Below are 18,347 nucleotides of genomic sequence, written 5' to 3'. Positions count from 1 at the left end.
CAACAAACCATCAATAAAGAAATTAACAACAACAATGGCAAATTATTTCAACACACTACCACTTAGAGATCAATTACATCAATTAGGTCAAGCAGATTTTATGGACAACAGTCAATTCGCTGACGGTGTAGATGCTTTAAAGGGTAAAAAAATCGTAATCGTAGGCTGTGGTGCACAAGGTTTAAACCAAGGTCTAAATTTGAGAGATAGTGGTTTAGACGTATCATATACTTTACGTAAAGAAGCTATTGAGCAAAAAAGAGATTCTTGGAAAAATGCTACAGATAACAATTTTACAGTAGGAACTTATGAAGAATTAATTCCTACTGCAGATCTAGTAATTAACTTAACACCAGATAAGCAACATACTGCTGTGATCAATGCTGTAATGCCTTTAATGAAAGAAGGTGCTACTTTGTCCTATTCACACGGTTTCAACATCGTAGAAGAAGGTATGCAAATCCGTAAAGACATTACTGTTATTATGGTAGCACCTAAATGTCCAGGATCTGAAGTACGTGCTGAATATGTGCGTGGTTTTGGTGTTCCTACTTTAATTGCTGTTCACCCAGAAAACGATCCACAAGGAAAAGGATGGGCTGAAGCAAAAGCATATTGTGTAGGTACAGGTGGTCACAGAGCTGGTGTATTGAAATCATCATTTGTTGCTGAAGTAAAATCTGATTTAATGGGCGAGCAAACCATCCTATGTGGTTTATTGCAAACAGGTTCTATTTTATCGTTCGATAAAATGGTTGAACAAGGAATTGACGCTGGATATGCATCTAAACTAGTTCAATATGGTGTGGAAGTTATTACTGAAGCATTAAAGCACGGTGGTGTAAGTGGTATGATGGATCGTTTAAGCAATCCTGCTAAAATCAAAGCTTTTGAATTATCAGAAGAATTGAAAGATATCATGCGTCCGCTATTCCAAAAACACCAAGATGACATTATCTCTGGCGAATTCAGTAAAACGATGATGGAAGATTGGGCTAACGGTGATGCAAATCTATTAAAATGGAGAGCTGAAACTGGTGAGACAGCATTTGAAAAAACTCCTGCAGGTGATGTGAAAATTGCAGAGCAAGAGTACTTTGACAACTATACTTTGATGGTTGCTTTCATCAGAGCTGGTGTTGAATTAGCTTTCGAAACTATGGTTGAAGCCGGAATTAAACCAGAATCAGCTTACTACGAATCATTGCACGAAACTCCTTTAATCGCGAATACAATCGCTCGTAAAAAATTATTTGAAATGAACCGTGTTATTTCAGATACAGCAGAATATGGCTGTTATTTATTTGATCAAGCTTGTAAACCATTATTAGCTGATTTCATGAAAACAATACAAACTGATTTAGTAGGTAAAAACTATAATGCTGGTAAAGACGCTTCAGTAGATAATGCTCAGTTAGTGGAAATTAATGATATTTTACGTAATCATGAAGTAGAAATTGTAGGTCGTAAATTACGTCAAGCAATGACTGCAATGAAAGCTATAAAAACTGTTTAAATTTTCGTAATTTAGACTGCAAAAATTCGGTTGTTTTTAGGAAGTTCCAAAAAAACAACCGAATTAAATTGAAAAATTAACATTAGAGAAGAAAATGTCAAAAACATTAGTAGAAAAAATTTGGGATGCGCATGTCGTCAAACGTGAAGAAGGATTTCCAGATATTATTTATATAGACACCCACCTTATCCATGAGGTAACTTCCCCACAAGCATTCGATGGTCTGCGCAAAAGAGGTTTACCGGTATTTCGTCCCAACCAAACTGTTGCCACGGCAGATCATAATGTCCCCACTTTAAATCAGCACCTTCCCATCAAAGAAGAATTATCACGCTACCAAGTTGATATGTTGACTAAAAACTGTGCTGAATTCGGTATTAACCTATATGGTTTAGGTCACCCCTACCAAGGTATTGTACACGTGATTGGGCCAGAATTAGGGATTACATTACCAGGTAAAACTATGGTATGTGGAGATAGTCATACCTCAACACACGGTGCATTTGGTGCTATTGCTTTTGGAATAGGCACTTCTCAAGTGGAACAAGTTTTTGCAACACAATGCTTACTGCAACAAAAACCAAAAACGATGAAAATCGAAGTAAATGGTGATTTGCAAAAAGGAGTAGGCGCAAAAGATATTATCTTATACATCATTGCAAAAATCTCTGCAGCAGGTGGTACAGGCTATTTTATTGAATACGCTGGTTCAGCAATCCGTTCATTAAGTATGGAAGCTAGAATGACCATTTGTAATATGAGTATTGAAATGGGAGCTCGTGGAGGCTTAATTGCTCCCGATCAAACTACTTTCGATTATGTAAAAGGACGTGAATTCGCTCCTAAAGGAGAAGAATGGGATAAAGCATTAGCATATTGGAAAACATTATATTCTGATGATGACGCACAATTTGATGCTGTATTAGAATTTGATGCAGCAGATATCGCACCGATGATCACCTATGGTACTAATCCAGGAATGGGTATGGGCATTACAGAAAGTATTCCAGCTACACAGTCACAACCTGAATCAGAACAGCCATCTTATCAAAAAGCACTCAACTATATGGGCTTTGCTGATGATGCTCCAATTTTAGGAAAACCAGTAGATTATGTCTTTATTGGAAGCTGTACAAACTCCCGTATCGAAGATTTACGTGAAGTTGCTGCATTTGTTCAAGGAAAACAAAAAGCAGAACAAGTAGAAGTTTGGATCGTTCCCGGCTCAAAACAAGTTGAAAAACAGGCAATCGAAGAAGGATTAGATAAAATTTTCGAAGCGGCAGGATTTCAATTACGTGAACCAGGCTGTTCAGCATGTCTAGGCATGAATGAAGATAAAATTCCTGCAGGAAAATACTGTGTTTCGACATCAAATAGAAATTTTGAAGGACGTCAAGGACCTGATGCCCGCACGATGCTGGTATCACCTTTAACTGCGGCAGCGGCAGCTGTAACAGGTAAAATTACCGATGTTAGGGAGTTGATATAATCTAATTGCTAATAGTAGCTGTTCTTAAATAACTTTTACAAATGTGCCAAATTTGTCAGACAGTCGCAGTCACCGAAAATAAAGTGATTCAACGTGAAGAGCAAAGTGCAAACGCAATCTTTAATCAAAGAACGTTGGAAAAAGATTATCATACATTGAAATCTGCTCTAAAACCAGGATTAAGAGTTTTGGATATCGGTTGTGGAACAGGTGCGATCACAAAAGATATCGCAGCCATAGTCGGCCCATCAGGTGCTGTTGTTGGAATTGATAATACAGAGTCTTTTATTACGGAAGGAAAAAATCTATTTGGTAGTATCCAGAATCTAGAATTGATTCATTGTGATTTACTAGATTTTGACAGCATCGAAAAATTTGACCTGATCGTTTCAGCACGTACTTTTCAATGGATTTCAACACTTGATAAAGCGATTGATAAATTGAAAACGTTATTAAAACCCAATGGGCAAGTATCGATATTAGATTATAATCATGAAGCCATCGATTGGACTCCAAAAATACCCAGAAGTATGGAACATTATTATCACATGTTTTTGATGTGGCGAAATGACGCTGGTATGAACAATAGAATCGGATACGATCTGGATGACATTTTTGAAGAACATGGTTTTGGTCAAATCGAAGTCTTTAACGCCGATGAACATTATGAGCGCAACAACCCATTACACCTAGACAAATTAAAAATATGGTCGCAGGTAGCCAACTCAAAACAAATGGTAGAAGAAGGGTATGTGAGCGATCAAGAACGTTTAGATGCTATTAAAGATTACAACAATTGGGCTGATAATTTAGCCGTCAGCATGACTATGAAGCTTAGAGAAGTTAGAGCAGTTTTAAAATAAAACATTGCACTGACAACAACATAACACGGAAAATATCAAGAGCTTGAAACAGCTCACATATAAAGTGAAACGAGTTGTTCATTGATACAGTTAAAGACAGATACTCGTAAATAATGAAGTGGAGGAAACCATCATGAGGCAAAAGTGGCTCAAAAAGGAGATAAATACTCTTCTCATGATAGCTTCATCAACATAAAATAACAAATTATTTAGATGAAAAAATTTGAAACAATAACAACAACGGTAGTTCCTTTACCGATTGAAAATATAGATACCGATCAGATTATCCCAGCACGCTTTTTAAAAGCGACTACACGGGATGGATTTGGTGACAATTTATTCCGCGACTGGCGTTATGATAGCGAAAATCAACCCAAGTCTGATTTTGTAATGAACAACCCTACTTACACAGGAAAAGTTCTTGTAGCAGGTAAAAACTTTGGTTGTGGTTCCAGTCGTGAGCATGCTGCTTGGGCTATCCAGGATTATGGATTTGATGTTGTGATCAGTAGTTTCTTCGCAGATATCTTCAAAGGCAATGCCTTGAATAATGGCGTATTGCCGATTCAGGTAACAGACGAGTTTTTAGAAACTATTTTTGATACCGTATTTAAAAACCCGAACACAGAAATTATCGTGGATCTAGAAAATCAAACCGTTACATTATCTGAAACAGGTGCACAACAATCTTTTGAAATTAATCCTTACAAAAAATCATGTCTTATTAACGGATATGATGATATTGATTTCATCCTAAACAACAAAAGTGCAATCGAAACTTTCGAACAAACAAGATAATGATAGAACCTGTCGTCCATATTGCCAATTTAACTGTCCAGCACCAATATCATGTGGTACTGCAGGACTTGAATTGGCAAATTGAACCAGGTCAGCACTGGTTAATCGGTGGTAGAAGCGGTACGGGAAAGACTACTTTGGCACAAGCAATTGCAGGCCAAATTCCATACAGTGGACTTTTAAAAATTAACTTTAACAGCAGCTCTCCTCTTCCTGCAGAAGTTTTATATGTTTCAAATTGGTATCAATTCACCAATTTAGAAGGCGATAAAAACTTCTATTACCAGCAACGTTACAACAAACATCAAACCAACGATACTTTAACAGTACAGGCCGAATTTCTACATTTTGCAAAAGAAAAACATTTGCAATTTGAAGAGGTAAAACCATACTTTCAAACTTTTGGGTTTGAAGATGTTCAAAACACACAGCTTATAGAATTATCCAGTGGTGAACATAAAAAACTGCAGTTAATTAAAGCGTTATGGCTAAAGCCACAAGTATTGATTATTGACCAACCCTATACAGGTCTGGATCGTCAATCTCGCCAAGAACTTAATCAAGCGTTCGATGATTTAGCACACGCTGGAGTGACTTTGATATTAATCAGTAATGATCAAACAGTGCCAACCTGTATCAATCATTTTGCAGAAATACAAGGAGGTCAGTTACTTGAAGTTTCTTCACAAGCAGCATTCTCAAGAGAAAAAGAGCGCGCAAGAAAACCACTTCCACATTTTTTACAGAAATCTCCACGTATTACTTCCCAAACCATGGTAAAAATGTCCAATGTGGATGTAAGGTATGGTGAAAAAGAGGTACTAAAAAAAATTAGTTGGGAAGTAAAAGCAGGTGAGAAATGGTTATTGCAGGGGCATAATGGATCTGGAAAGTCTACGTTATTAAGTTTAATCAATGGAGATCACCCTCAGGCCTATGCCAATGATATTGTTCTTTTCGGTAAACAAAGAGGATCTGGAGAAAGTATATGGGACATCAAAGCTCATTTAGGAATTATTTCACCTGAAATGCATTGGTACTTTGATCAGTCAGCGAAAGTTTGGCAAAGTGTTGCTTCAGGTTTTTTTGATTCCGTTGGACTATTCCGTAATCTCAGCTTTGAAAACCAACAATTCCTCGATCAAGTATTGGATTTCTTTGATTTGAAAGAAGATAAAAATAAATTATTAAATACACTACCCTTAGGCAAACAACGTTTAGCTTTGCTAGCAAGAACAGTGATTAAGAATCCTGAATTATTAATTTTGGACGAACCCTGCCAGGGTCTTGATTACGAACAAACACAACATTTCAATGCAGTTGTAGATGAACTATGCACCTATGGAAAAACATTAATTTATGTTGGCCATTTTGAGACACAGCTACCGGCATGCCTTGAAAAGAAAATCATATTAGAAAAAGGAATGGTTAAAACCATTGAAGATATTTTACAGTACGCATAACAGGAAACTATCATGCCCACGCTACTCCCAACATACAGTAGATATGCGCATGATAGTTTCATCATAAAAAATAAAAACGAGTGAAATGGAGTCGATTATCCAATTGAAAACATACACTCAAAATAATTAATCTGATGAAAAAAAATATACTCGTTATTCCTGGTGACGGAATAGGACAAGAAGTAACTATTTGGGGTAAAAAAGTTCTAGAAAAAATCGGACAAAAATATGGTCATGAATTCAGTTTTGATGAAGCGATCATGGGTCACGTTGCTATTGAAGCTACCGGAAACCCATTGCCAGATGAAACCTTAGAAAAAGCAAAATCAAGTGATGCAATCCTATTCGGTGCCATTGGACATGCTAAATACGATAATGATCCATCTGCTAAAGTACGTCCGGAACAAGGATTATTAAAAATCCGTAAAGAATTAGGTCTTTATGCAAACTTACGTCCCATCTTGTTATTTGATGAACTATTAGACGCATCTAGCTTGAAACCAGAAGTATTAAAAGGAACAGATATCCTTTTCTTCCGCGAGTTAACAGGAGACGTATACTTCGGTGAGAAAAATCGTTCTGAAGATAATAATTTCGCTTCAGATCTAATGAATTATAACCGCTATGAAGTAGAACGTATAGCACGTAAAGCTTATGAAGCTGCCCGTACACGTTCTAAGAAATTATGTTCGGTAGATAAAGCAAACGTATTAGAAACATCCCGTCTTTGGAGAGAAGTCGTGCAAGAGATTGCAACAGAATATCCAGATGTCGAAACTGAACATATGTTTATTGACAATGCTGCGATGCAATTGGTGAAAAATCCAAAGAAATTTGATGTGGTACTAACCGCCAACTTATTTGGTGACATTTTAACAGACGAAGCTTCACAGATTGCTGGTTCTATGGGCATGCTAGCTTCTGCATCTATTGGTGACGGTACAGGGTTTTTTGAACCTATCCATGGTTCAGCGCACGATATTGCAGGACAGAATAAAGCCAATCCATTGGCATCGATTTTATCTGTTGCATTAATGTTAGATATTAGTTTTGGTTTACAAGCAGAAGCTAAAGAAGTAACGGAAGCAGTTGCAGCAACTTTAAAAGCTGGCTGGAGAACAGATGATATTGCAAATGTAAATACACCTGCAGACAAAATATTAGGCACACAAGAAATGGGTGCTAAAGTATTAGAATTTATTAAATAGACTGAACAGAGTTTCTAAATTATAAACATAAAGCTATGTTACACGATCCAAATCATCTATACATCTTCGATACCACTCTTCGCGATGGCGAACAGGTACCAGGATGTCAATTAACTACTCCTGAAAAAATCGACATTGCAAAAGATTTGGAGAAACTGGGTGTCGATGTTATTGAGGCTGGTTTCCCAGTTTCTAGTCCCGGAGATTTTCAATCGGTTGTTGAATTATCCAAGGCCGTAAATGATGTTATTATCTGTGCTTTGACACGTGCCAATGAAAATGATATTAAAGTTGCGGCAGAAGCCTTAAAATATGCAAAAAGACCACGTATCCATACGGGTATCGGAGCTTCTGATATGCATATCAAGTATAAATTCAACTCCACACGCGAAGAAATATTAGATCGCGCTGTTGCGGCAGTAAAATATGCAAAATCACATGTTGAAGATGTAGAGTTTTACGCAGAAGATGCCGGCCGCGCTGATTTAGTTTACTTAGCGCAAATGGTCGAAGCAGTTATTGCCGCAGGTGCTACTGTTGTCAACATTCCAGATACGAACGGTTACTGTTTACCTGATCAATATGGCGCTAAAATAAAGTTTTTGAAAGAAAATGTTAAAAACATTGATCAAGCGATTATTTCTGCACATTGCCATAATGATTTAGGATTAGCAACAGCCAATTCCATTGCTGCAATCCAAAATGGTGCGCGTCAGGTAGAATGTACCATCAATGGTATCGGCGAACGTGCTGGAAATACCTCTTTGGAAGAAGTGGCTATGATTCTAAAAGTTCATAATCAGTCTTTCGGTAACCTAACTTCAAATATTGACAGCAAGATGTTCACTTACCTTTCACGTAAAGTAAGTGAAATGATGAATATGCCAGTACAACCTAATAAAGCAATTGTTGGGCGTAATGCCTTCGCGCACAGCTCCGGTATTCATCAAGATGGTTTCTTAAAACACCGTGAGACTTATGAAATTATTCGCCCCGAAGATGTGGGATTAGAAGAAGCAGGTATTATCTTAACCGCTCGTTCCGGTCGTCATGCTTTAAAGCATCACTTAGAACGTCTCGGTTACACCTTAGAAAAAGAAGCCCTTGCAGAAACATATGAGCGCTTCCTAATTCTAGCAGATGCCAAAAAAGATATTTGCGACGATGATCTCAGAAGTTTATTCGCAGAAAGCGTTTAATAACACAAAAACTTATTAAAACGTCATTTTGACAAAGAATAAATTTGCAAGTAAAAAGTCAAAAAACTTATTTACTTTTATTCTAAGTCGAAATGACGTTTTTTTATTTGAATAAAAAAAAACAATCACCTAATCATAATAGAACAAAATGAGTTTAGATTTTTCTAATTTACAAATCGACTCAGAAAGCACTTACCATCGTATCAAGGACGTCGTCAATCGCACAGCTTTGCAATACAACACTTATCTTTCTGAGAAATATGGCGCAGATGTCTATCTGAAACGAGAAGACCTGCAAATCGTTAGATCATACAAATTAAGAGGAGCATATAATAAAATAATTTCGCTGAGCCAAGAAGAGCAAAAGCGTGGTGTGGTGTGTGCAAGTGCAGGCAATCATGCACAGGGAGTTGCCTTCTCTTGTAAAAAGCTCGATATTAAAGGTGTTATTTTTATGCCCGGCCCAACACCAAAACAAAAAATAACACAAACAGAAATGTGGGGCAATGGCAATATCGAAATTATATTGACCGGAGATACTTTTGATGACTGTCAGAAAGCGGCTCGCATTTATACTGAAGAAAATAACATGACCTTCATTCCTCCTTTTGATGATCCAAAGGTTATTGAAGGACAGGGAACAGTAGCCGTAGAAATCTTACAAGACTTACCAGATGTTAATGCTGTTTTTATTCCAATCGGTGGCGGTGGACTTTCTGCAGGAACGAGTTACTATTTAAAAAACAAAAATCCCAATATCAAATGCTATGGTGTAGAGCCACAAGGAGCAGCTTCTATGCAGGCGGCATTTACAGCGGGAAAACCTGTCGAACTCGAGAAGATCAATAAATTTGTCGATGGTGCTGCTGTTCAAAAAGTTGGAGACCTTACATTCGAGATCAGCCGCGAATATTTAGATGATATCCGATCGATCCCAGAAGGAAAAATCTGTACCTGCATATTAGAGCTATATAATAAAGATGCAATCGTCGTAGAACCTGCGGGAGCGCTTTCGGTAGCGGCATTAGAGTTTCATAAAGATGAAATAAAAGGAAAAAAAGTTGTCTGTATTATTTCAGGAGGCAATAATGATATTAACCGTATGAGTGAAATCCAAGAATTATCACTCTTATATGAAGGATATAAACATTACTTTATTGTACGTTTCCCAAATCGCCCAGGAGCTTTAAAACTATTCGTATCCGAGGTATTAAGCCCCAAAGATGATATTACCCGTTTCGAATTTATCAAAAAAACCGAACGCGAGCGTGGTCCAGCCTTGATTGGTATCGAACTAAACAACCCGGCAGATTACCAATCGTTGTTACAAAGAATGACGGAAAACAAATTTGAATATATCGAATTAAATAAAGATCAAACCTTATTTGAATACCTTGTTTAAGTGCTTAATGAGAAAAAATAAAAGGGGAATATGCAAAACACATATTCCCCTTTTTGTATTAAAATTTATTTCTAGCCTTCTCCAAGTACAACTATTCCTCATTTACACCAAAACTTTACCATACGATCTACCTATGTATCAACAAAACTAAAATTGTGGCATCGATATCTCTAAATACAAGAAATTACTTTAAAAAGCTTACTATCAATTTTTTACTTTAAATTTTTATGTATATTTAATTAAAAAATATTATGAAAACAACAGCTATCTTATTTATGTTAACGATCATTTGTACCACTGTATTTGGACAAACTGATAAAACCAAGAGACCAAGCCCACCTGATAGTGTTAAAGTCACTACTAGTGATGGTGTAACCATTGATGTAAACTACAGCCGTCCATCTTTAAAAGGTAGACAAATTGGTGTTGATATTGTCAAAGTTGGAGAAATATGGCGTACGGGTGCAAATGAAGCAACAACTGTAGCATTTGATAAAGATGTACTTATTGAAGGTAAAAAATTAACAAAAGGAAAATATAGCTTATATACTATTCCCGGTGAACAAGAGACAATTGTTATTTTCAATAAAACATGGAATCAATGGGGAACAAAATATGATCAAGCACAAGATGCATTACGTGTAAATGTTAGAAATTCAACAAGCACTACACCACAGGAACAATTTAAAATTGATGTGGATAAGTCTGGTAAAATTGCATTAATATGGGGCGATCATTTACTACCAGTCCAAGTCAAAGCTGCGCTATAATTAAGAATTTCAAAAGAGATCAAACTGTAAAATAACATTTGACATGCGTTAAAAACGCATATGTATTAAAAAAGCCAGATAATTTTTATCTGGCTTTTTACTAAGGGTTATTTGTTTTTTAAATATTTTTCTAAAAACTTATCCTGTTCCCACAATAGGTGGAAAATATTTTCCTTTGCAACATAACCATGTGCCTCACGCGGTAAAATAACCATACGAACAGGAGCTCCAAGATTTTTCAATGCTTGGAAATAACGCTCTGTCTGTAATGTAAAGGTACCCGGATTATTATCTGCCCCCCCATGTACAAGTAATAAAGGAGTTTTCATCTTATCAGCACTTACAAATGGAGACATGGTCATATACAGTTGTGGGTCATCCCAAAAGTTACGTTGTTCACTTTGAAATCCAAAAGGAGTTAACGTACGATTATAAGCACCAGATCTTGATATTCCAGCAGCAAATAAATTTGAATTAGATAAAAGATGTGCGGTCATAAAAGCACCGTAAGAATGTCCTCCAACAGCCACTTTCTTTCTATCAATATAGCCTAAACTATCGACCGCATCGATTGCCGCTGCACCATTCGCAACAAGCTGTTCAATAAAAGTATCATTTGGTTCCTGAGTACCCTCGCCAACAATTGGGAATGCGGCATTATCCAATACGGCATACCCCTTAGACACCCAATAAATAAATGATCCATAACTCGGATAGGTAAATTCTTTCGGGTTTGCAGTACTTTGGCCAGCTGTATTTTTATCTTTATATTCTCTTGGATAAGCCCAGATCAACAAAGGAAGTTTTTCCTTATTCTTAAAATCGTAACCTGCAGGCAGGTATAAAGTACCTGAAAGATCAACACCATCTTTACGTTTATAATTCAAGATCTCCTTGTGTACTTTTTCTAAATTCGTAAATGGATTTTTCAACTGTGTCAATGCCTTTTGTTTTCCTGTTTTAATATTCTTTGTAAAATAATTGGGAAATACCGAAGCAGATTGCAGAGAAACCATCATGTCTCCCGTTTTCGGATCAATAAGCTGAATAATACGTTCTTGAAGATCTGATTTTTTAGCGGTGTAAAGTCTTTTTTTCTTTAAACTCTTTAGATCCAGCTCATCCACAAAAGGAAATTCCCCTTCCTTTGTAAATCCCTTCCCTATTAAAAACACTTTATCATTTTGAATTGACATCGGATACGTTCCAAAGTTATTACGTGCCTTAAACACATCCCCAGGATCATTGTAGATATCTTGGCTATTGCGGTCATTAATCAATTTTGACGCTCCAGAACTTGGATTAATCAAAAATGTTTTCACATTACGGGTATCATACCATTGCGAACTGACCATTGCATATTCATCATTTCCCCAGATGACACCAGCAAAGCGATCTTTGGTTTTGGTGATCAATTTAGGGGATGAGGTAAAAGGAAAGTCCAATGTATATAAAGCATCACGAAATTCAACATTCTTCCCGGGATCACCGCCGTCCAAAGCCTCAACATAGGCTAAAGTTGCTGGTTTATCATCTCTCCAATGCAAATTCCGACGACCTGTACGTGAAGCAGAAAAACCCTTAGGCATAACTTCTATCAAAGGAACATCATTTACCTTGGTAATTAATTTGCCTGTCAGATCGTAAATAGCTGTTTCCTGGGGAAATCTAGAATAAGGTACAATATAAGAATAAGGCTTTTTAATGGTATTCACTAAAATATATTCGCCATTTGGAGAAAAAGAGGTCCCGGCAAAAATTGCTTTATCACTAAACTTTTGAACTGCACCTTCTAGATCTACAATTTGTAATTCAGACTGAACCAACGTTTCAAAATTAGTCTCATCCTGTGGATTTTTCAGCAAATCCTGATATGTTCTCAATTGCGACACCTGTCCATCACTTGTCGAAACAACTGGCCCGGTCGGCAAATCTTTTGTTTGGTCAATTAATTTTATTCTATTTACTGGTAGTGTTGAAATCAACAAACGTTCAGAATTACGGAACCATTTATAAGGTGCATCTAATAACGTATTCAACACATATGATGTCAATTGTTTAACCTGCAATGATTTTAAATCTAATATAAATAAAGCCGTACCGGTAGTATTTGTATTGGTAAAAGCTAATTTCGCATTATCTGGTGAAAACGTTAAATTTGCCAATGAAGGATTAGCAGGCATGCCTCTAAAATCTGTAATCTCCTTATCATCAGCAATTTTCTTTAAAGAAAATTTACTAAAGAAGGTTTCTGCACTTTCAACATTTGTTGCCGGATTGATACGAAGACCGGCCAGCTTCATCTCTTCCTGCCCCAATTCTGCCAAAGACTTATAAGTAGGTCGATATAAAAATAAGATCCAATTATGATCATTAGACATTCGTATCTGTGGAGGGCGTATAAAATCAGCTAAGGCTAAAATTTCAGAAGAAGGTTTTTGGAAAGTGACATTCTCTTGAGCGGAGGCTTCCAGAGATAATAAAAATAGTAAACCGCAAAGTAATTTTTTCATATATATATTTTAATATAATAAGCTGTCAAAATATAGTAAATAATTAGATTAAACGAAGAAAGTGTAGTCACTTTATGACATAAATATTAGACTAAAAAAAGATTCTTAAAATACAGATATTTTCTATCTTCTAAAGTTATCAACATTAAATTAATATTGATAACCAAGCGAATACAAATATTCCGCATGCGCAAAGCCCTATATCGATCATTTTTTTCCACCAATGTGGAAAAGTCAAATTACAGCTTCAAATTAAATTTATGATATTTGTTAGAGTTGGGAAATTAGGCTTCTCAAACTTGTTAAAATCATTCAACTCAACTCGCCTTCTTTTAGGAAGCGCGATTTTTAAATTTAAGTATAATCATGGCAAGAATCATCAAATTCGAGAAAAACGATTGTGCACCTTGTGCGCAAGTATCTGCATATCTAGATCAAAAAGGTATCAAATATGAGTCTATCAACCCATTTGACCAACCAGATTTAGCTGCAAAATTTAAAGTTCGCACAGTTCCGACCGTAATCGTTTTGGAAAATGACGAAATTCAACACCGTATCATTGGATTTAAGCCTGAAGAATTAGGAGCGATCGCATTATAATAATAATCTGGTATCAAATTTTTATAATCCATGATACATATTTATTACGATAGCAAAACTGGAAATGTGCAACGTTTTATGGACAAGCTTACCCAAATCACAGGCTGGCATGCTCATAAAATAACCACAGATCTTATTGCTGAAGAATCGGGGCATCTCGTAACGTTCACAACTAATTTCGGACAAATGCCCGAAACGACCCGCATATTTATGACAGCAAACGCGTCTAAAATATATTCGGTCACTTCGAGCGGGAACCGCAACTGGGGACAGAACTTTGGACTTGCCGCTGATAAAATTTCAGCTGACTTTGACATCCCATTGGCTTTCAAATTTGAATTGTCTGGTACAATGGAGGATATTAACCAATTTATTGACATCATAAAGAACAACTGCGATGGTAGCAAACGAGGTAGCAAAAAACTGGATATTGCTTAACAACGAAATCATGATTAAACATGATGACGAGTTTAGCTTACATAAAGATAAAGAGGCCGTACGTGCCTATTTTTTAGAGTATGTAAATAAGAACACGGTGTTCTTTTATACTTTAAAAGAAAAAATCGATTACTTAATTGAGCAAAATTACTATATCAATTTCTACGAATGGTTTACATACGAAGAAATGGAAACGGTCTATAATTTTGTTTTCGCAAAAAAATTCCGCTTTGCCTCTTTCATGGCTGCGTTTAAATTTTTCCAAAGCTATGCGTTAAGAGACGATTCTGGAGAAAAGTTCTTAGAACGTTATGAAGACCGTGTCGTAGCAGTAGCTTTATTTTTAGCGCGTCACGAAGGTGTAGAAAAAGCAATTGCTTATGCCGAATTATTCATCAATCAAGAATATCAACCAGCAACACCAACATTCTTAAATGCAGGTAAAAAACGTTCTGGAGAATTGGTTTCTTGTTTCTTAGATGAAATTGGTGACAATTTAAATGGTATCGGCTATGCGGTTGATTCAGCAATGAAATTATCTTCCATCGGAGGCGGAGTTTCATTCAATATTTCGAAAATTCGTGCTCGTGGCGAAGCCATCAAAGGAGTTGAAGGTCGCGCAGGAGGTGTTCTTCCAATCATGAAAATCATGGAAGATACTTTCTCATATGCCAACCAACTGGGTCAGCGTCCTGGTGCTGGAGCTGTATACTTAAACATTTTTCATGCTGACATTGAAGAGTTCTTAGACTGTAAAAAAATCAATGTGGATGAGAAAGTACGTATCAAATCCCTTTCTATAGGTATCATTATTCCTGATAAATTCATGGAGTTGGCTGAAAAAGATGAAGCCTGTTACTTAATATATCCACATACTGTGATGCTGGAATACGGCATTCCATTGGATGAAATGGATATGGACAAGATGTACGAAGAGTTGATTACCAATCCGAATATCAAGAAAAAGAAAATCAACGCCCGTCACATGTTAGTAAAGGTTGCACAGACACAAAAAGAGTCCGGCTATCCTTATATCTTCTACAAAGAAAACACCAACCGTGCTCATGCATTGAATGGCATTGGTAAAGTAAAATTCTCAAACTTATGTACTGAGATCATGCAGGTGTCTGAAGTTTCAGAAATAAATATCTACGGAGAAGAAGATCAAATCAAATATGGTATCTCGTGTAACTTAGGTTCCTTGAATATTGCTACCGTAATGGATAATAAGCGTGTTAAAGAATCTGTTAAATTAGCAATGCGTGCTTTAACAATGGTATCTGATGTAACAGATATCAAAATGGTTCCTTCTATCGCCAAAGCAAATAAAGAATTACATTCAGTAGGACTTGGAGCTATGAATCTACATGGTTATTTAGCGAAAAGCTTTATTATGTACGAATCGGAGGAAGCATTAGACTTTGCCAATGCATTCTTTATGATGATGAACTTCTACTCTTTGGAAGCATCGATGGAAATCGCACGTGACCGTCAAAGAACATTTGTAGGATTTGAAAAGTCAGCTTATGCAGATGGATCATATTTCAACACATATACAGAACGCGATTATTTGCCAAAAACAGATAAGGTTAAAGAATTATTTGAAGGAGTACATATTCCAACAATTGAAGATTGGGAAAAATTGAAAGCAGAAGTTCAAGAGCACGGTATTTATCATGCTTATCGTTTGGCTATTGCACCGAACCAATCTACATCTTATATCATGAACGCAACCGCTTCTGTTATGCCGATTGTGGATATCATCGAAGTTCGCGAATATGGAGATAGTACAACCTATTACCCAATGCCTTATTTGACAAATGATAATTACTTCTACTTCAAATCGGCATACGACATGGATCAATTCAAGGTACTTAAATTAGTATCTGTAATCCAACGTCACATTGATCAAGGAGTAAGTACTATTTTACATACAAATTCTAAAGATAATACACGTGATCTATCTAGATACTACATTTATGCACATAAATTAGGATTAAAATCATTGTATTATACGCGTACACGTAAGTCATCTATTGAAGATTGTGTTTCTTGTTCAGCATAAACTTCATTTAAAATAAAACCCATAAGCTATTCAAAAGTTATTAAAACTTTTGAATAGCGCTATTAACATATACATTCAATAATTCTCGCTGTAAAATAATGAGTAAACAATATACTGCTGTAAACTGGAATACGCCAGATAATGATTATGCCTTGATGTTTTGGGAGCAAAATATTAGACAATTCTGGATTGATACCGAATATATCCCTTCAAAAGATATTGATAGTTGGAAAGGATTAAGCTGGGAAATGAAAGAATGCTACAAAAAAGCATTGGGCGGATTGACTTTGTTAGATACTTTACAGAGCCATACAGGAATGCCAAAAATCATCGAACATACAGAATCGTTACAAAATAAGGCTGTATTATCGTATATGTGTATGATGGAGGCGATCCACGCAAAATCATATTCGACTATTTTTACAACGGTATCTACTACAAACGAAATCAATGATATTTTTGGTTGGGTTGAACAAAATAAATTTTTGCAATTCAAAGCATCCACCATTGACTCTTATTACCATGTATTAGACAAAAAGAATCCAACAAATGAAGAATTATTTATGACACTGGCAGCTTCAGTGCTTCTTGAGTCATTTCTATTTTATTCAGGTTTCTTCTTACCATTGTGGTTATGTGGTCAAGGACAAATGGTTGCTTCAGCAGATATCATCAAAAAAATTATTGCCGATGAGTCTATCCACGGTGTTTTCGTTGGATTAATGGCACAAGAAGTCTTCAAAAAACTAAAAAATCAAGAAGAAGTGAAACAAAAATTCATCAATTTATTGAACGAATTGTTCGACAACGAGATGAAATATACAGAGGAAATCTATACCGAAGTTGGTTTAACAGCAGAGGTAAAAGAATATGTTCGTTACAACGGTAATAAGGCATTAATGAATCTTGGATTTGATCCGATCTTTGAAGTGAAGCAGGTGAACCCAATTGTTTTAAATGGCCTAAATACAGAAACAACGCAACATGATTTCTTCTCGAAAAAATCAACAAACTACGAAAAATCAATGGAAATCGTACACCTGAAAGATGACGATTTTAAAATGGATGCCACGGTCAACGTATAACTATCTAAATTCCATTATAGCGATTCCCTTTACAGATTATGTAAAGGGAATTTTTATTTTAAACTAATTGAATCCGTCGTAGTCATATAGGTAGATAACCTAAACCTGACGATTATGACCACATTGCAAAAACAGCCTTCAGGCACACTTGTATTTCTAAGCTTTTTAATTATATACTTATGTTGCACCCATCTGTGCCAAGCCCAATTAAAAAAAATTATTCTGCTTGATGCCACAACATCACACCCCATACCCAAAGCAAGTATATTTTTAGAAGAGGAAAATAATGGAACCGTTTCGGATGAAAATGGAATTGCACGTCTAGGAAATACACAAAGTAAAAATATACGCATATCGCATCTCAATTATAACATGCTCACTATAAAAACCAGCGATCTTACTCACGAGATAACAACTTTAAAATTAATACCAAGGCCCGCCAATCAACTGGAAGAAGTCATTGTTTCAGCAGGATTTGATAAACTTTTAGTCGGTAAATGGAAACTTCTTGAAATCACTAACATTCGGATTCTATCCGATGGGACAGAGCACAGTACCAAGAGAAAAAACTTCTTTTGGCAATATAAAAGAGTATAACGCAGATCGATCCTTCATAATTACCAGTTCAAATGGATCCAAACAATTATCAGGTAGATTTACAGCATTAAATAATCAGATATATGAAGACATCGATTATTCATATGATAAATCACTGCAAGGGATAACCAATATCTTATTTTATTCCAAAACAGAAAAAGACCACCAGATAAGAGTGAAATATCAACTTCCAAACTCCGTGTGGGTAACCGAAGAAATATGGAAAAAATTATAAATAGTAAAACCTATATTACACAATCGTTTGTCTTAAATGAAGGTCATAAATAAAGCTATCTTTTGGATTATATTTGAAATTACCTTCAAACCAATTCAATAAC

15 protein-coding genes are annotated in these 18,347 nt (G+C 36.0%); 14 read left to right on the top strand and 1 reads right to left on the bottom strand.

What is annotated here, in order from left to right:
* The first annotated feature begins 34 nt into the window (after positions 1-34).
* The 9 genes from ilvC (at position 35) to WH188_RS13465 (ending at position 10,711) form a co-directional block, all read left to right on the top strand.
* Positions 35-1,516, top strand: a complete 1,482-nt coding sequence (gene ilvC / locus WH188_RS13505; RefSeq protein WP_168127593.1) for a ketol-acid reductoisomerase — start codon at positions 35-37, stop codon at positions 1,514-1,516.
* A gap of 94 nt (positions 1,517-1,610) precedes the next feature.
* Complete coding sequence (gene leuC, locus WH188_RS13500) at positions 1,611-3,008, top strand: 3-isopropylmalate dehydratase large subunit (RefSeq protein WP_021191841.1); 1,398 nt, start codon at positions 1,611-1,613, stop codon at positions 3,006-3,008.
* Between the two features lie 41 nt (positions 3,009-3,049).
* Positions 3,050-3,871 (top strand): methyltransferase domain-containing protein, encoded by an 822-nt coding sequence (locus tag WH188_RS13495; RefSeq protein ID WP_021191842.1) that lies wholly within the window; start codon positions 3,050-3,052, stop codon positions 3,869-3,871.
* 213 nt (positions 3,872-4,084) lie between these two features.
* Positions 4,085-4,669: a 3-isopropylmalate dehydratase small subunit gene (gene leuD, locus WH188_RS13490; protein WP_132769212.1), complete on the top strand. Its 585-nt coding sequence runs from the start codon at positions 4,085-4,087 to the stop codon at positions 4,667-4,669.
* Positions 4,669-6,132 (top strand): ATP-binding cassette domain-containing protein, encoded by a 1,464-nt coding sequence (locus tag WH188_RS13485; RefSeq protein ID WP_206368530.1) that lies wholly within the window; start codon positions 4,669-4,671, stop codon positions 6,130-6,132. Before leuD ends, WH188_RS13485 begins: the two co-directional genes overlap by 1 nt.
* 134 nt (positions 6,133-6,266) lie before the next feature.
* Complete coding sequence (gene leuB, locus WH188_RS13480; protein WP_339424104.1) at positions 6,267-7,340, top strand: 3-isopropylmalate dehydrogenase; 1,074 nt, start codon at positions 6,267-6,269, stop codon at positions 7,338-7,340.
* Positions 7,341-7,375: 35 nt separating this feature from the next.
* Entirely contained in the window at positions 7,376-8,539 is a 1,164-nt protein-coding gene (locus tag WH188_RS13475; protein WP_021191844.1) for a 2-isopropylmalate synthase, read from the top strand.
* A 148-nt stretch (positions 8,540-8,687) separates the two neighbouring features.
* Positions 8,688-9,941, top strand: coding sequence for a threonine ammonia-lyase IlvA (gene ilvA / locus WH188_RS13470; protein ID WP_021191845.1), 1,254 nt, complete (start codon positions 8,688-8,690; stop codon positions 9,939-9,941).
* Between the two features lie 251 nt (positions 9,942-10,192).
* Complete coding sequence (locus WH188_RS13465; RefSeq protein WP_132769218.1) at positions 10,193-10,711, top strand: DUF2911 domain-containing protein; 519 nt, start codon at positions 10,193-10,195, stop codon at positions 10,709-10,711.
* 107 nt (positions 10,712-10,818) lie between these two features.
* Here the strand turns inward: WH188_RS13465 and WH188_RS13460 are convergent, their stop codons facing one another.
* Complete coding sequence (locus WH188_RS13460) at positions 10,819-13,224, bottom strand: S9 family peptidase (protein WP_168127594.1); 2,406 nt, start codon at positions 13,222-13,224, stop codon at positions 10,819-10,821.
* A gap of 366 nt (positions 13,225-13,590) precedes the next feature.
* On the opposite strand from WH188_RS13460, the gene WH188_RS13455 reads away from it, so the two are divergent.
* The 5 genes from WH188_RS13455 (at position 13,591) to WH188_RS13435 (ending at position 18,009) form a co-directional block, all read left to right on the top strand.
* Positions 13,591-13,824, top strand: coding sequence for a thioredoxin family protein (locus tag WH188_RS13455; RefSeq protein ID WP_021191847.1), 234 nt, complete (start codon positions 13,591-13,593; stop codon positions 13,822-13,824).
* 30 nt (positions 13,825-13,854) lie between these two features.
* On the top strand, positions 13,855-14,262 hold the full coding sequence (gene nrdI, locus WH188_RS13450) for a class Ib ribonucleoside-diphosphate reductase assembly flavoprotein NrdI (protein WP_206368532.1): 408 nt from the start codon (positions 13,855-13,857) through the stop codon (positions 14,260-14,262).
* Positions 14,222-16,327 (top strand): class 1b ribonucleoside-diphosphate reductase subunit alpha, encoded by a 2,106-nt coding sequence (gene nrdE, locus WH188_RS13445; protein WP_132841062.1) that lies wholly within the window; start codon positions 14,222-14,224, stop codon positions 16,325-16,327. The genes nrdI and nrdE overlap by 41 nt, the downstream gene beginning before the upstream one ends.
* A 98-nt stretch (positions 16,328-16,425) precedes the next feature.
* Positions 16,426-17,412, top strand: coding sequence for a class 1b ribonucleoside-diphosphate reductase subunit beta (gene nrdF, locus WH188_RS13440; protein ID WP_021191849.1), 987 nt, complete (start codon positions 16,426-16,428; stop codon positions 17,410-17,412).
* Between the two features lie 114 nt (positions 17,413-17,526).
* Positions 17,527-18,009 (top strand): carboxypeptidase-like regulatory domain-containing protein, encoded by a 483-nt coding sequence (locus WH188_RS13435; RefSeq protein ID WP_168127595.1) that lies wholly within the window; start codon positions 17,527-17,529, stop codon positions 18,007-18,009.
* The last annotated feature ends 338 nt before the right edge of the window (positions 18,010-18,347 follow it).

It is taken from the genome of Sphingobacterium sp. MYb388, assembly GCF_037479535.1.
Lineage (GTDB): Bacteria > Bacteroidota > Bacteroidia > Sphingobacteriales > Sphingobacteriaceae > Sphingobacterium > Sphingobacterium anhuiense.
The sequence above is the reverse complement of the archived record's forward strand: the minus strand, read 5'-3'. Positions and strand labels throughout refer to the sequence as shown.

Bases quoted from the DNA above. Each gene is read 5' to 3' on its own strand.
- leuB (WP_339424104.1), top strand. From the start codon at position 6,267: ATGAAAAAAAATATACTCGTTATTCCTGGTGACGGAATAGGACAAGAA.
- WH188_RS13455 (WP_021191847.1), top strand. From the start codon at position 13,591: ATGGCAAGAATCATCAAATTCGAGAAAAACGATTGTGCACCTTGTGCG.
- leuD (WP_132769212.1), top strand. From the start codon at position 4,085: ATGAAAAAATTTGAAACAATAACAACAACGGTAGTTCCTTTACCGATT.
- nrdE (WP_132841062.1), top strand. From the start codon at position 14,222: ATGGTAGCAAACGAGGTAGCAAAAAACTGGATATTGCTTAACAACGAA.
- ilvA (WP_021191845.1), top strand. From the start codon at position 8,688: ATGAGTTTAGATTTTTCTAATTTACAAATCGACTCAGAAAGCACTTAC.
- nrdF (WP_021191849.1), top strand. From the start codon at position 16,426: ATGAGTAAACAATATACTGCTGTAAACTGGAATACGCCAGATAATGAT.
- WH188_RS13485 (WP_206368530.1), top strand. From the start codon at position 4,669: ATGATAGAACCTGTCGTCCATATTGCCAATTTAACTGTCCAGCACCAA.
- WH188_RS13475 (WP_021191844.1), top strand. From the start codon at position 7,376: ATGTTACACGATCCAAATCATCTATACATCTTCGATACCACTCTTCGC.
- nrdI (WP_206368532.1), top strand. From the start codon at position 13,855: ATGATACATATTTATTACGATAGCAAAACTGGAAATGTGCAACGTTTT.
- WH188_RS13495 (WP_021191842.1), top strand. From the start codon at position 3,050: ATGTGCCAAATTTGTCAGACAGTCGCAGTCACCGAAAATAAAGTGATT.
- WH188_RS13465 (WP_132769218.1), top strand. From the start codon at position 10,193: ATGAAAACAACAGCTATCTTATTTATGTTAACGATCATTTGTACCACT.
- leuC (WP_021191841.1), top strand. From the start codon at position 1,611: ATGTCAAAAACATTAGTAGAAAAAATTTGGGATGCGCATGTCGTCAAA.
- WH188_RS13435 (WP_168127595.1), top strand. From the start codon at position 17,527: ATGACCACATTGCAAAAACAGCCTTCAGGCACACTTGTATTTCTAAGC.
- WH188_RS13460 (WP_168127594.1), bottom strand. From the start codon at position 13,224: ATGAAAAAATTACTTTGCGGTTTACTATTTTTATTATCTCTGGAAGCC.
- ilvC (WP_168127593.1), top strand. From the start codon at position 35: ATGGCAAATTATTTCAACACACTACCACTTAGAGATCAATTACATCAA.